The 14667-nt window shown below is 45.7% G+C and carries 10 protein-coding genes; 4 read left to right on the forward strand and 6 right to left on the reverse strand.

Going from position 1 to position 14667, the window contains the following annotated elements; all coding sequences use genetic code 11:
* Positions 1-20: 20 nt before the first annotated feature.
* Positions 21-2075, forward strand: a complete 2055-nt coding sequence (locus L876_RS0112375; RefSeq protein ID WP_028764097.1) for a M13 family metallopeptidase — start codon at positions 21-23, stop codon at positions 2073-2075.
* 56 nt (positions 2076-2131) lie between these two features.
* Here L876_RS0112375 and hxpB read toward each other — a convergent pair whose 3' ends face one another.
* Positions 2132-2800 carry a hexitol phosphatase HxpB gene (hxpB, locus tag L876_RS0112380; RefSeq protein ID WP_028764098.1) on the reverse strand — a complete coding sequence of 223 codons (669 nt, stop codon included), beginning with the start codon at positions 2798-2800 and terminating at the stop codon, positions 2132-2134.
* A 413-nt stretch (positions 2801-3213) separates the two neighbouring features.
* Between hxpB and acnB the strand changes: the two genes are divergently transcribed.
* Positions 3214-5811, forward strand: coding sequence for a bifunctional aconitate hydratase 2/2-methylisocitrate dehydratase (acnB, locus tag L876_RS0112385; RefSeq protein WP_028764099.1), 2598 nt, complete (start codon positions 3214-3216; stop codon positions 5809-5811).
* A 112-nt stretch (positions 5812-5923) separates the two neighbouring features.
* On the opposite strand, the gene L876_RS0112390 is transcribed toward acnB, so the two are convergent.
* A complete protein-coding gene (locus L876_RS0112390; protein WP_028764100.1) occupies positions 5924-6391 on the reverse strand; it encodes an Rsd/AlgQ family anti-sigma factor in 468 nt (155 codons plus the stop codon).
* Positions 6392-6871: 480 nt separating this feature from the next.
* Here L876_RS0112390 and hemE point away from each other — a divergent pair, with 480 nt between their 5' ends.
* Positions 6872-7936 (forward strand): uroporphyrinogen decarboxylase, encoded by a 1065-nt coding sequence (gene hemE / locus L876_RS0112395; protein ID WP_028764101.1) that lies wholly within the window; start codon positions 6872-6874, stop codon positions 7934-7936.
* 66 nt (positions 7937-8002) lie between these two features.
* Here hemE and L876_RS0112400 read toward each other — a convergent pair whose 3' ends face one another.
* The 4 genes from L876_RS0112400 to L876_RS0112415 form a co-directional block, all read right to left on the reverse strand.
* Positions 8003-9481 carry a sensor histidine kinase gene (locus tag L876_RS0112400; RefSeq protein ID WP_028764102.1) on the reverse strand — a complete coding sequence of 493 codons (1479 nt, stop codon included), beginning with the start codon at positions 9479-9481 and terminating at the stop codon, positions 8003-8005.
* Positions 9482-9488: 7 nt separating this feature from the next.
* Entirely contained in the window at positions 9489-10202 is a 714-nt protein-coding gene (locus L876_RS0112405) for a response regulator transcription factor (protein WP_028764103.1), read from the reverse strand.
* Between the two features lie 87 nt (positions 10203-10289).
* A complete protein-coding gene (locus L876_RS0112410) occupies positions 10290-11018 on the reverse strand; it encodes a spondin domain-containing protein (protein WP_028764104.1) in 729 nt (242 codons plus the stop codon).
* Positions 11019-11028: 10 nt separating this feature from the next.
* On the reverse strand, positions 11029-11730 hold the full coding sequence (locus L876_RS0112415; RefSeq protein ID WP_028764105.1) for a spondin domain-containing protein: 702 nt from the start codon (positions 11728-11730) through the stop codon (positions 11029-11031).
* Between the two features lie 326 nt (positions 11731-12056).
* Here L876_RS0112415 and L876_RS0112420 point away from each other — a divergent pair, with 326 nt between their 5' ends.
* Positions 12057-14642, forward strand: a complete 2586-nt coding sequence (locus tag L876_RS0112420; protein WP_028764106.1) for a putative bifunctional diguanylate cyclase/phosphodiesterase — start codon at positions 12057-12059, stop codon at positions 14640-14642.
* Positions 14643-14667 lie beyond the last annotated feature (25 nt).

Here is a 14667-nt window from a genome sequence, read left to right on the forward strand (position 1 = left end):
AAGGATATCGGGGATAAGCAATGAAAAAAGTCAGTGTAATCGCGTTCGCTGTAGCGCTGGGTTTAGGTGTTACGGCTTGTAGCAGCAATGAACCCACAACGAGTGAAAATGTGCAGCCCGCTAAAGTTTCCGGGGTTGAAAAAGCCAACTTTGATACTCAGGTTCGTCATCAAGATGATTTCTATTACAGTGTTAATGGCCACTGGTTAGCAAATACGCCTATTCCGGCAGACAAATCTAATTATGGTGCCTTTTCTGTGCTGTATGAGCAGAGCCAAAATGCCCTTAAAGTTATCATAGATGAAGCCGCCGCTAAGCCTAATAAAGTCGCTGGTTCTAGCGAGCAAAAGGTGGGTGACTTCTATGCTAGCTATATGAATACAGAGCTGGTTGAACAACTTGGTGTAACGCCACTAAAGGAGCCTTTAGCTGAGATTGGATTGGCTAAAGATCACAATGATGTTGCCACGTTAATGGGCAAATTACTGGTCAGTGGTGTCGCGGTCCCATTTGGTTTTTATGTTAATAATGACGCTAAAAACTCCACAGAATATGCGGTTTACCTGTACCAATCTGGTTTAACGCTACCCGATCGTGATTACTATTTAAAAGATGATGAAAAGTTTGTCGCCAATCGTGCGGCGATGAAAGCTTATGTACAAGACCTGTTGACTCAGGCTGGTTACAGCCATGCCGCGCGTGCGGCGAAGAATGTAGCTGAGATTGAGCATTTTATCGCCCAGAGCCAGTGGACGCGCACAGCATCTCGCGATGCGAATAAGAGCTATAACAAGATGGACAAGATGGCGTTGCAACAAGCCGTGAGTCATTTCGATTTTGTACAGTTTGCGGTGGGTGCTGATATTGAAAAAGTTAACGAGGTCATTGTCCGTCAGCCATCTTATTTCGAGAAGTTTGGTCAGCAATTTACTCAGTTTAGCGTCGAGCAATGGCAAGATTATTTAGCTTTCCACGCCGTGGATGCCTATGCTGAACTGCTCAGCAAAGAGATGGTCGATCTTCATTTTGCCTTCCACGGTAAAACCTTAATGGGTATCGAAGAACAGAAGCCCCGCTGGAAGAAAGCGGTTGATGCCGCCGATCAGGTGATTGGTGAGCTGGTGGGCAAAGAGTATGTTAAGGCTCACTTTAAGCCAGAAGCTAAAGCGAGAATGGAACAGCTTATTCAAAATCTGATCAAAGGGTTTGAGGTAAGCATTAACGAACTCGAGTGGATGACACCCGAAACCAAGGTGGCGGCGCAAGAGAAACTCTCTAAGTTTACTTATAAAATTGGTTATCCAGACAAGTGGAAAGATTATACCGATCTCGCCATTAAGCCTGATGATTTAGTCGGTAACTATCTGCGTTATGCTAAGTTTGAATATAAAGGCATGCTCGATAAGTTAGGCAAGCCTATTGATCGCACCGAATGGCATATGACGCCACAAACGGTTAACGCCTACTATAGCCCTGTGATGAACGAGATTGTTTTTCCCGCTGCGATCTTACAACCGCCATTTTTCAATATGGATGCCGATGATGCGATTAACTATGGTGGAATTGGCGCGGTAATTGGGCATGAGATCAGTCATGGTTTTGATGATCAAGGTGCCAAGTATGATGGTGATGGCAACTTACGCGATTGGTGGTCAGATAAAGACAGAGAAGAGTTTAACAAACGTGGTGCACAGCTCTCTGCTCAGTATTCAGCTTATGAGGCAATGCCGGGTAAATTTGTTAATGGTGACTTGACCTTAGGTGAAAACATTGGTGATCTTGGTGGGCTTACTGTCGCCGCTCGCTCTTATAAATTAAGTCTCAATGGAGCGGAAGGGCCAGTTATCGATGGATTAACGGCAGAGCAACGTCTCTTCGTTGGCTGGTCACAAGTCTGGCGTCGTAATTACCGCGATGAAGAGTTAGGCCGCCGTTTACTTACCGACTCTCATTCTCCTAGCCATTTCCGCGCGATGGGCACTCCGAGAAACATCCCTGCTTTCTATGAAGCATTTGATGTCAAAGAGGGCGATAAGATGTACTTAAGCGACGAGGAGCGAGTTAAGATCTGGTAAGTTGACGCTTAAGTTACAAAAAGCCCATCGTTAGATGGGCTTTTTTGTTTCTGAAATTAGTTGTCTATTCGATATAAGTAATCAGGGAGTTGGCTAAGATCTGCCAGTTGTTGGTGGGCTGCAGCCCATCTCGCTTGGTTGGCTTCATGGGGCGCTGGAATCGCTATGGTGAGCATATTGGCCGCTCTCGCTGCAATGAGGCCATTGAATGAGTCTTCGATAGCAAGGCACTTTGGTGGTGACACTCCCAGTGCGACCGCGCAGTTGAGATAAACCTCTGGGTGCGGTTTTCCAAGCGCTAAGGATTCGGCGCTGCAGATAGCATCAAAATATGGACGAATCGCCAGTTTCTGCATGACTGCATCAATAAGCTGTGATGAGGATGAGGTGGCCAAGCCTATTTTGAGTCCCTTATCTTTACAGGCGTTAAGTGCTTCGAAAACGCCTAACATGGCTTCGCCACTGCGCAGTATCTCTATCGATACTTGTTCAACAATAGTCGTTGCCGTTGCAGTGTTGTCATAGTTGTCCCAAGGATGACGCTGGTACCAATAACTCACGACTTGGTCGATACGAAGGCCGGTAGTTTGTAAGGTATCTTTAAGCGTAATGGGGATACCTAGTTGGCTAAGCACATTAAGTTCGGCAACTTGCCAACTGGGTTCAGAATCGATAAGTACGCCATCCATATCGAAGATCACGGCGGATAAATTATTGTGGCTCATTTCGGGCGTCCTAGTGGCTGTTAGCGCAATTAAAGTGGAATATTATGCGCAATCATTGGGTAATTACGACAAAATATTGTAAATTTTTTAGATTATTTTACTTAAGAATGGGTGGCTTTTAGCTCGTTTACAATAAATTATGATTAAGTGTTTATTCTGTTTTAAATCAATGCATTGGTAGGTGTTTCAAACTATTGTCTAATTTCATTTGTTTTATCCTTAAGATAATTTACTTAATGCCCTAGAGAATCCCCGTAATTTCTCACATCTAAGAGTGTGATCTGATTCATACTTTTACAAAGCTGTAGTATAATGCGGACCGGAAATACGGGTTGAGCCTGCTTGACTGTTAGCTTCAGAATTGAAGGCGTGCAGTTTCGCTGTTAGAACGCCAAACAAAGAGGAATGTTGCCGTGCTAGAAGCATATCGTAAACACGTCGCAGAACGTGCTGCAGAGGGCGTAGTCCCTAAGCCACTAGATGCCCATCAAGTGGCTGAATTAATCGAATTAGTAAAAAATCCGCCAGCGGGTGAGCAAGAGTTCATTCTTGACCTGCTAGAAAACAGAATTCCCCCAGGTGTTGATGAAGCGGCATACGTTAAAGTTGGCTTTTTAGACGCTTTAGCTAAAGGCGAAGTCACCTCTTCAATCTTATCTTCTGAGCGTGCCGTTGAACTGCTTGGCACCATGCAAGGTGGGTATAATATTGAGCCGCTTATTGCTCAATTAGACAATGAAGCTCAAGCCCCATTAGCTGCCAAAGCGTTATCTCACACCTTGCTGATGTTTGATGCGTACCACGATGTGGTTGAGAAGATGCAAGCGGGTAACGCTCATGCTAAGCAAGTCGTTGAGTCTTGGGCGAATGCGGATTGGTATTTAAACCGCCCTAAGCTTGCAGACAAGATCACGCTGACCGTATTTAAAGTGACTGGTGAAACCAATACCGATGATTTGTCACCGGCGCCAGATGCATGGTCTCGTCCAGATATCCCATTGCATGCGCTAGCTATGCTGAAAAATGCACGTGATGGCATTGTGCCTGATGAAGCGGGTGTTGTGGGTCCAATCAAAGAGATCGCCAGCCTAAAAGAGAAAGGTCATCCACTTGTTTATGTGGGTGACGTTGTGGGTACGGGGTCTTCACGTAAGTCTGCAACTAACTCAGTACTTTGGTTCATGGGCGATGATATCCCTAATGTGCCGAACAAACGTGCTGGTGGTTTCTGCCTAGGTGGAAAGATCGCACCTATCTTCTTCAACACTATGGAAGATGCGGGCGCACTGCCTATTGAGCTAGATGTTAGCAAGATGAACATGGGTGATGTGATTGATATTTACCCATATGAAGGCGTTGTTAAGTTGCATGGCACTGACGAAGTGATTTCAGAGTTCAGCCTAAAAACTGAAGTGCTGTTAGACGAAGTGCGTGCGGGTGGTCGTATCCCATTGATCATCGGTCGTGGTCTAACTGACCGTGCTCGTGAAACTCTAGGCCTGCCAGCTTCTGAAGTATTTGTACGTCCACAAGATGTGGCTGATTCAGGCAAAGGTTACACCCTTGCACAGAAGATGGTTGGTAAAGCATGTGGCGTAGCGGGTGTGCGTCCAGGTCAATACTGTGAGCCTAAGATGACCTCTGTGGGTTCACAAGATACGACCGGTCCAATGACCCGTGATGAGCTGAAAGATCTAGCATGTCTAGGCTTTAGTGCTGATTTAACCATGCAGTCATTCTGTCATACTGCGGCTTATCCAAAGCCAGTGGACGTGAACACTCACCACACACTACCTGATTTTATTATGAATCGTGGCGGTGTTTCATTGCGTCCGGGTGACGGGGTTATTCACTCTTGGTTAAACCGTATGCTACTGCCTGATACCGTTGGTACGGGTGGTGACTCACATACGCGTTTCCCTATTGGTATCTCATTTCCAGCCGGTTCAGGTCTTGTCGCTTTCGCTGCGGCGACTGGTGTGATGCCTCTGGATATGCCTGAATCAATTTTGGTTCGCTTTAAAGGTGAAATGCAGCCAGGTATCACATTGCGTGACTTGGTCCATGCAATTCCGTTAAAAGCGATTGAAATGGGTCTTTTGACTGTTGAGAAGAAAGGTAAGATTAACGCTTTCTCTGGCCGTGTGCTTGAGATTGAAGGTCTTGAAAAGCTGAAGGTTGAGCAAGCGTTTGAACTTTCTGATGCATCGGCTGAACGCAGTGCGGCAGGTTGTACCATCAAGCTAGATAAAGAGCCAATCATTGAATACCTAAACTCTAACATCGTCATGTTGAAGTGGATGATTGCTGAAGGTTATGGCGACCGTCGTACGATTGAGCGTCGTATCACTGCGATGCAAGAGTGGTTAGCTAACCCAGAGTTGATGGAAGCCGATAGCGATGCTGAATACGCAGAAATTATCGAAATCGATTTAAATGCGATCAAAGAACCAATTCTTTGTGCGCCGAACGATCCAGATGACGCCGTGCTACTTTCATCAGTTGTTGACACTAAAATTGACGAAGTGTTCGTTGGTTCATGTATGACTAACATCGGTCACTTCCGTGCAACCGGTAAGATGCTAGATAAGTTTGCGACGACTCTACCAACACGTTTGTGGATTGCGCCGCCAACTAAAATGGACAGAGATCAACTAACCGAAGAGGGTTACTACGCTATCTTTGGTCGTGTTGGTGCACGTATCGAGATCCCAGGTTGTTCGCTATGTATGGGTAATCAGGCACGTGTTGCTGAAGGTGCGACAGTGGTTTCAACGTCTACGCGTAACTTCCCTAACCGTCTTGGTACTGGTGCAAACGTATACTTGGCCTCTGCTGAGCTTGCTGCTGTTGCAGCGCTATTGGGTCGTCTCCCTAGCGTTGATGAGTATCAAAATTATGCCAAGGAGCTTGATGCGACGGCGGCAGATACCTATCGTTATCTGAACTTTGATCAGATTGATTCATACACCCAGAAAGCGGGTGAAGTGATTTTCCAATCGGCGGTTTAAGCGATATAACACAGTAACAAAAAGGCCAGCTAAGTTAGCTGGCCTTTTTATTGAGATCTATTTTTAGCGTGTAAGTAACTATTACTCTAAATAGTCTAATGATGCTTAAGACTTAAGAAGCGTTAGCGTGAAGCACTTCTAGTAATTTATCCTCAAGCTCAAAGCGTGTTTCCATGGCATGAGCCAGCGATGAGAGATCTTTGTCTAGCTGATACAGAATTTTATCGTCATCAGCCTCGGTATATTTATCGTTAAAATCTAAGGCAAGATCTGTGGTCTCGCTGATTTTTGGGACGATAGTCTGTGCGAGGTTTTGAGTTGATTCGCCATTTTTTTCACAGGCAGTGACCACACGGTCATAGACCTCAAAGTGCCCTTCGGATACATAGTCGACCAATAGATCGCAAAACTCTTTAACAGATTTAAATTCAGGGAGAGATTTGTCTAATGACTCGTAGGGAGGCAGCCCAGCTATCTGGCAGTAATTGACTAGCAGTTTGCGACGATGATTCAGCCACTGATCAATAAGTGTATTGGCGCCGCCCCATTTTTGTTCGGCTCTTTCCAATTGCTTTAGCATGACATTCCTCATCAAAAGTTGTTTTATGACTTCTAATGTAGGTGACAAATGCTGCTTAGATCAACTCTTTTTTACGTCAATGACAGAACATTATTTGTTAATAAGCGGCTTGTTTTGCATACAAAATGCTGGGAGGCTGGAAGTGACTGTCTTGTATAAAATAAAATGCCCAGCGATAGAATTCTATCGCTGGGCGAGTAAAGGTTTTGCAGGCTCGATGCGACGAGCTTCTTGATTGTTCTTGCTAGCGCAGACTTTTTATACCAAAGGCTTCGATAGCATGCAACTTTTTTCTGACGTTTTGGGAACCAGTCGCCCTATTTATTGTCTGGTTATTTCGAGCGAATAGTGTGCAATAAGATGATAAAAATATAATCGAGCGGGGTTTGTCACATAAATGTGCAGTTGCAGGTTACTTTACTCGCGTAAATGCTAAACTACTGACCCAGCAGAAATCAATAAGCGTAGGAATAGAGCCAAATGGCAGAACTAAAAAATGATCGTTATTTACGTGCCTTACTAAAACAACCTGTTGATAGAACTCCTGTCTGGATGATGCGTCAAGCTGGTCGTTATCTTCCAGAATACAAAGCGACTCGCGCTGAAGCGGGTGACTTTATGTCTCTTTGTAAGAACCAAGATTTGGCTTGTGAAGTGACATTGCAGCCTCTACGTCGTTATGACTTAGATGCGGCAATCTTGTTTTCTGATATTTTGACTGTACCCGATGCTATGGGTCTAGGTCTGTACTTTGAAACTGGCGAAGGTCCACGTTTCGAACGCCCTACCGATACTATTGATTCAATTAAAAAGCTCTGCATCCCAGATCCAGAAGATGAGCTTGGCTATGTCATGCGTGCAGTGAGCACCATTCGTCGTGAACTAAAAGGCGAAGTGCCACTGATTGGTTTCTCTGGTTCACCATGGACCCTGGCGACTTACATGGTCGAAGGCGGTTCAAGCAAAGCATTTGAAAAGATCAAGAAGATGGCTTACGAAGAGCCTGCAACGCTGCACATGCTATTAGATAAACTTGCTGATTCAGTGACCCTGTACCTAAATGCTCAAGTGGCAAACGGTGCACAATCTCTTATGATCTTTGACTCATGGGGTGGCGCATTGTCTCACCATGCTTATCGCGAGTTCTCACTGCGCTATATGCAGAAGATTGTCGATGGCCTAACACGTCATGCTGATGGTCGCCAAGTACCTGTGACTCTGTTCACTAAAGGTGGCGGGTTGTGGTTAGAATCTATGGCTGAAACAGGTTGTGATGCCTTAGGTCTCGATTGGACTGTTGATATTGGTGATGCACGTCGCCGTGTAGGTCATAAAGTTGCGCTGCAAGGCAACATGGACCCATCGGTACTTTACGCTTCTCCTGCGCGTATCCACCAAGAAGTAGATCAAATTTTAGCTTCTTACGGGGAAGGCACGGGCCACGTATTTAACCTAGGTCATGGTATTCATCAACATGTTGATCCTGAGCATGCTGGTTCATTTATCAACTCTGTTCATGAGTTGTCAGCGCAATACCACAAGTAATCAGTTGATTGCCTGATAATAAAAAAGCCCGCTTAGCGGGCTTTTTTTATATAAAGAGCATGGAATTTATAAAGAAATAGATTCGTTAATCTCTGGGCTGGCCAGTTCAATTTTAAAATGGCTGCCTTTACCTGGGGTGCTCTGCACCTGTAAGTTACAGTTGAGCAAGCCGAGTAATTGTCTAACGATCGACAGCCCAACGCCGAGCTGAGGTAACTGTTGATATTGTTGCGTGTTGGTACTCACTTGGGTGTGTTGCTTTAGTGCTTGCAGTTCATGCTTATGAATACCCGAACCATTATCTGACACTAGCAGCCAAACTCGGTCACCACTGTATTCGACATTGATGCTAATTTTACCGCCATTCGGGGTATACCTGATTGCATTGTCGACGAGGTTGCTCAATACGCGAAACAGCAGTAAGGGATCGCTGTAGATCGCTACGTTTTCATCTACCTCAAAGGCCAGTTCTACAACTTGGGCTTTGGCGCGAGGTAAGAAATACTGTCGCAACTCATCGAGTATAGGGGCCAGCGCAAAGTGCTGCATTGTGGCTGTAACCTGGCCATTCTCTAGGGCTTCTAGTTGCAACATTTGATTAAGGAGTTGCTGTAACTGGAGCCCAGCTCTCGCAGCGACTTCGATAAGGCTAGCATCTCGCTCATGTTCAGCAAGTAACAGCCAGGTATCGATGTAACCCTGCAAAGTTGTCAATGGTGTTTTGAGATCATGAGAAAGGTGCAGCATAAAGTCGTGGCGTTCAGCCTGCTGTTTAGCGATAGCGAGGTGCTGTTGATGCACTTGAGACAGCAGTTGATTGATATTGGTGGTTAAGCCAAGGATCTCTTTGCTGGCTTGAGGGCGAGTTTTCAGTAATGAATCTTGGGTGAGGGAATGGCCGCTTAGTTGGTTCATATCGTGGGCGAGCTGGGAAATTGGCGCGGTAAAGTATTTTAGCAGCACTACAAAGAGTGCTAGCGCAAACAAGATGGTCACACTTAATCCAGCTCCCCATTGATTGAGGTGTTGATGCTGGGCAACTATGGCTTGCCAGGCATCAAACTCTTGGCCGCCAATAATGACATACAAGTAACCTGTTTTAACGCCTCGTGGGTCAACAAGGTTTGCCGCGGAAAAGATTTTCTCCGTGGTGGGTGAGCGTGGGTCTTGCCCTAGTACAGGTAGCTTGGCCCCGTTTATAAACTGCTGCAAGGGAGCGATGTCGACTTGTTGGCGTTTGATTACCGATTTAGGGGCATCAAAAGCGATCAGTTTGCCCTGAAGGTCTAATGTGTAGATCTCAAAACTGGGCCCTAACAGCATGAAGTCGTGAAACGCCTCTTTGAGCGCTGCATCCGATGTGACCCCTTGGGAAAGTAACGGATTAATGTGGCCCATGTGGGTCGCAAGTTCGCGATGAAGAGATTGTTGGATCTGGTTTTGGTTATATTGATGGTTGGCACTAAACCATTGCCATAGCCCCATAAACAGCACGAATACGGCGATACTCGCCGATAGGACAATCCGGTTAAATAGACTATTCATCATCGGCTCAATGGCTTGGAGGTGAAAATTTGTAACCGACGCCCCAAACGGTTTTGACAAGGTCGCTGGTGGATGGCGTTTGTGCTAGCTTGGCGCGTAGTCGGTTGATATGGCTATTTACCGTGTGCTCATAGCCTGAATAGGAGTAACCCCATACTGCTTCGAGTAGCTGCATGCGGCTAAATACCTGTTTGGGATGTTGGGCGAGAAACAGTAACAGATCGAACTCCCGCGCTGTTAGCAGCAAGGCTTGATTGAAGGCGGTGACTTCACGAGTGTTACTATCAATGACGAGGTCATCAAACGTGAGGGTATCTGTCGCTGGTGTAAGTTGTTTGCCGCGTCTGAGCAGCGCTTTTACTCGGGCTCTAAGCTCCAACACACTAAATGGCTTAACTAAATAGTCATCGGCACCTGACTCTAATCCCAATACGATATCGGCTTCGCTGTCTCTGGCTGTGAGCATCATGCAGGGCAGTAGTTCCCCATTCTGTCTTAGTTGTTCACATAGCATCAGCCCATCTCCATCTGTCAGCATTCTATCGAGCAGCAATAAGTCGATTCTCTGGGTCGATAGCACCTGTTTTGCATGCTGCAATGTGGTGGCATGGATCACCTCAAAATTGAGGGATTTAAGATTGAGACTGATAAGATTGGCCAGATCTATCTCATCTTCAACCAATAAAATCCGTTGATGATCTCCCTGTTTCATCGCTTCCATTGTAACCTCCCAAGGTTGTCCTACCATGAGTAGACCAACCATTGAGGGGTTTTATTTCGTACTTAGAACCTTGTTGTAAGAGTTTGCTTATTGAGATCGTGTTAGCGTGATACGCAGTGCGGGATTATCAAAGCGATGCGAGGCATTAAGAACTGAGTCTGTAAGCCCATCATCATGACTGATCACACCTGGATGCAGATGCACTCTGTTCACATCATCTCGGGCTGCATTGAAGCCTTCTCCGCCATCTGCAGGTCCCGGAATCGTGCCTTTTAGCTCGCTGTTTGCTTCGGTTCCGGCATCATAAACAGCGGTCATGATTCGCTGGGTTTCGCCAACATTTATCCCATCAAGGTTGACATTATTAAGGCCGCTAAATGCATCATTGGTGTTGACCAACATGGTAAGCAAACTCATCGAGGCCACAGAGTCATCAGCTAAGGTCATGGTTAAGGTTTCACTGGCCCCTGGGGCAAGTATGCCAGCCCCTGCGGTGATTGATGAAATACTTCCCGCTTCAACTTGAAAACCTGCGCTATCACCCGATTCTGCAAGTTGCTCCAATGCGCTGCTAGCACTAGCACCTGTCTGCCATGGATGGTAATCCTTATCCACGGCTAATAACGCAATAGGTGACATAGGTTGATTAGCCGTAAGATTGGTAACGGTTACTGAAAAGACTCTATCAGGTGCTGGCGTTGGCGTGGGAGGCACAGAGGCATCATGATCGTTATCCGAGCAGCCTGCGAGCACTAAACTGGTGCTCACCAAAAGCAGTGGCAGAATCTTACCTGCCGATCTAGTTAGATTATTCATCATCACTCTCCTACTTTACAGTGACCACAACGCGGGCAACAGGGTTTAACCAACGATGTACGCGGCTGTCTAAATCACTCATTCCGCCGTTGACGTCAGTATCACCCAGCACACCAGGGTGGATATGGACTTTATCATTGCTACTCATGTCGCTAACGCCAGTTGCATTGGCACCACCATCACCTCCAGGTGCTGCTGGTATTCCTGGTGCCCCCGGCATACCACCGCCATTTACAACTTCATCGTTGGCTTCGGTACCAGCGTCGTAGCCATTGAGATTGATGGTATAAGTCCCTGGGGTGGTAGGGATCTCCCATGCATCTAAACCAATGAAAGCGTCATTGGTGGGCAAAATCATTGCAACGATTGATAGATGAGTTAGGGTTTGGCTATTGAGCATGATGCCTTCAACAGTTTGCCCTGGTGCCATTAAACCCGCTGCAGGATTAATTACCGTGACACCATTGGCACTTTCAACAAGCGTGACAAGATCGGCAATATCACCTCCTTCGGCCATCTTTTGTAGTGAGCTGCTTGCCATCTCTCCTACGTTAAATAGATGAGTGTCTCCATCGTGAGCGGCAAGTAACACTGGGGTGAAATGATTGCCATGGGTGAGGTTATTGATACGGATTTCGAGTTCGGCGGCCATTGTCGATGTGCTAATAAGGCTACCAAGCAGTAGGCTACGGGTAAGGGTATTAAGGTTCATGATCTCGCTCCATTGAGTGTTTTATTATTGACTGTTGATATTCATCATGGCGGAGGGAGATCACCTAAGTATCTCCGAATTATCACAAAAGTTTCACATTTACTTTTTTCGCCTGTTTGAGATCGCAAAAAACGTGGATTTATGGGCTTTTATTGGTAATTGCTGCGCTAAGTCAATGTGCAGTATTGATTGCTCATGCACCCTACTGGCTACTTTTACGTCGAGCGAATCCTTAGCTGTTTCACCATTGGTGTAAATACTGTATTTTGCTCGCGACATCGCTTTGTATGTCAAATTGATTAAAAATAGGGTGGCTTCAGCACAAGATGCGCATTAGCAAGAAATTAGTCGTGTTCGTTGTGGGTTTTTGCTTGCCTGCGGTATTTGCCGTCTCATCTTCATTAAGTCTCTGGTTTGAAAATCGTGTTAGCGAACTGAAACAGGCCTCAATCAATGCAGAGCTAGTCAATATACGTCGCCAGATAAATACCGACCTCCGTCAGTTGGAATTACTTGCGCGGGGTTATGGTGCGCCCATGTCCAGTTTAGAGGATGGCGCACGCAAGAACTTTAGCCTTGCATGGCAACAAACTGGGGTTGCAGATCACCTGAGTTTTTTCTATTTTGATCGCGGCCAGGTTATTCCATTCTCTCCGCATATCGGCACCATTCACCCATTTGAGTCATTATTATTACCTGCGTCATTATTTGCTTTTAAACAGAATAAAACGGGTTTTATCATCCTTGAGGGTCAAGGATATATGGTGAGCGTGGTGCCGACATCACAAAGCAGTGCTGTAGCCCTAGTGAGGCAAGTTGATAGTAAGCTGCTAAGCCATTACCAAGTACATGATATGTTACGGTCAATCACCTTGGAGGCTGGCATCGCGGCCTCAGACACCATCAATAAAGAGTCTGGTCAACTTATTGAGATTGCTGTTCCTGCACTCGTATATGGTGAAGCGTTACACCTTTCAGTGTTATTTTCTGATGGTATTTTCGCTGATATAGAACCGCAAACTTCAAGTGCAACTTACCTTGTATTAGGGTTAAGCCTGCTACTGCTTTTTATCGGCTATTTGTGGCTGAGAATAGGTTTAGTTAGACCTTTTAAACAGTTACTTGCTCAGCTATCGCGCATCGATCCCGCGGCTAAAAGCTATACACCATTAACGGGAAATGGTTGTTCAGAATTGGTGGTGGTGGCCGATCGGGTGAACGAATTGTTAGCGCGAATTTTTCAACAAAAAGAGCGTTCCAAAATCACCTTAGAGGCGATTGTTGAAGTTGTTATTCTTACCGATGCCAGCGCTAAGGTTGTCTACCTTAATCCACAAGCCGAGCGTTTACTTAACATCAGTTCAGAGCAAGCTATTGGTATGCCGGTGAGCGATCTGTTTAAGTCCGACTCTAGTTTTAACACTAAGCTATTACAGTTCATGCAAACGGCTTCGCTAGAGCCGCTACTGAGTAAAATTAAGTTCCAAAGTCAGCAAGTGCAGTTGATGGAGCGTAGTATTAGTAATTTACGCAATCCGCAAAACGAGGTAATTGGTACTGTTATCGTATTGCGTGATATTACCCAAGAGGAAGTGCTCAAGCATCAGCTAAGAAGACGAGCCAATTATGACAGTGTGACCTCATTGCTTAATCGAAGTGCATTTGAGGAGCGCTTGCCTGAGTTTTCTAAAGGGGGCCAGACGCTAGCGATCTGCTATTTCGATTTAGAACAATTTAAGTTAATCAATGACTCCTGCGGCCATAGCGCAGGCGATCTTATGCTTAAAATGGTAGCCAAAGCGATTCAATCTAGCCTTGACGATCAAGTGCTGCTGGCAAGGCTCGGCGGCGATGAGTTTGGTTTGGCGATAAAAAACAGTGAAGTTCTTCAAGTTGCACAACAAGTGAAGCAGATTATTGATAGCGTTGCGTTGCAGGTATTGGAGCACCAAGGTTGTCACTATCGAGTCGGGATCAGTGCTGGCATTGCCATAGCGCGCGCACCTTATATCACTGCCACAGAACTACTTAAAGATGCAGATATCGCCTGTATAGCGGCAAAACGTAAGGGCAGTAATCAACTGCACTTCTATGATGATAAAGATAAGGAGCTGATCGACCAACGTAACGCGCCTAAGTGGGCGGTACGGATCGCGCAAGCTATCGAACATAATGAGTTACTCCTCTATTATCAGCCGATTAAAGGGATCAGTGGTAACGCGCATAAAAAGCGCATGGAGATTTTATTGCGGATCCAAGAGCCGTGTGGGCGTATCTTGTCACCAGCACAATTTATCGCGGCTGCTGAACGCTTTAAGCTAATGCCTGAAGTGGACAAAGAGGTGATTCGAAAAGCATTTTTGTGGCTATCTATGCATGAAGAACTTTGGCATGACCACTGTTTATCTATCAATCTTTCAGGTAACAGTCTTGGGGCCGAAGGTATGGTCGATTATATTGAGGCGCAATTGCGACGTTTTGCTATCCCGAGCAAGTGTATCTGTTTTGAAATTACTGAAACCAGTGCAATTCAAAACCGCAATCGTGCTATGGAGATGTTGAATTTACTGCGTCAACAGGGCTTCTCCTTTGCGCTAGATGATTTTGGTAGTGGTTTTGCCTCCTATGGCTATTTACGTGAGCTACCCGTTAACTACGTTAAAATAGATGGCTGTTTCGTCAAGACCTTAGCCAGTAATGCTAAAGATTACGCCATTGTTAAGTCGATACATGATGTTTGTCGTGTCATGGGAATTGAAACTGTCGCTGAGTTTGTTGAAAACCAAGACATTATCGACAGGCTCGAATCTATTGGTATCAATTATGCTCAAGGTTATGCCATCGGTCGTCCTCAAAGCCTAGATACTTATACTCAACGCAACATTCAGCAGCCTGAGCGCCTTTTGGCTTGAGACTTGCGCTTTACGCCTTTGTGTG

Source organism: Shewanella colwelliana ATCC 39565, from assembly GCF_000518705.1.
Taxonomy (GTDB): domain Bacteria; phylum Pseudomonadota; class Gammaproteobacteria; order Enterobacterales; family Shewanellaceae; genus Shewanella; species Shewanella colwelliana.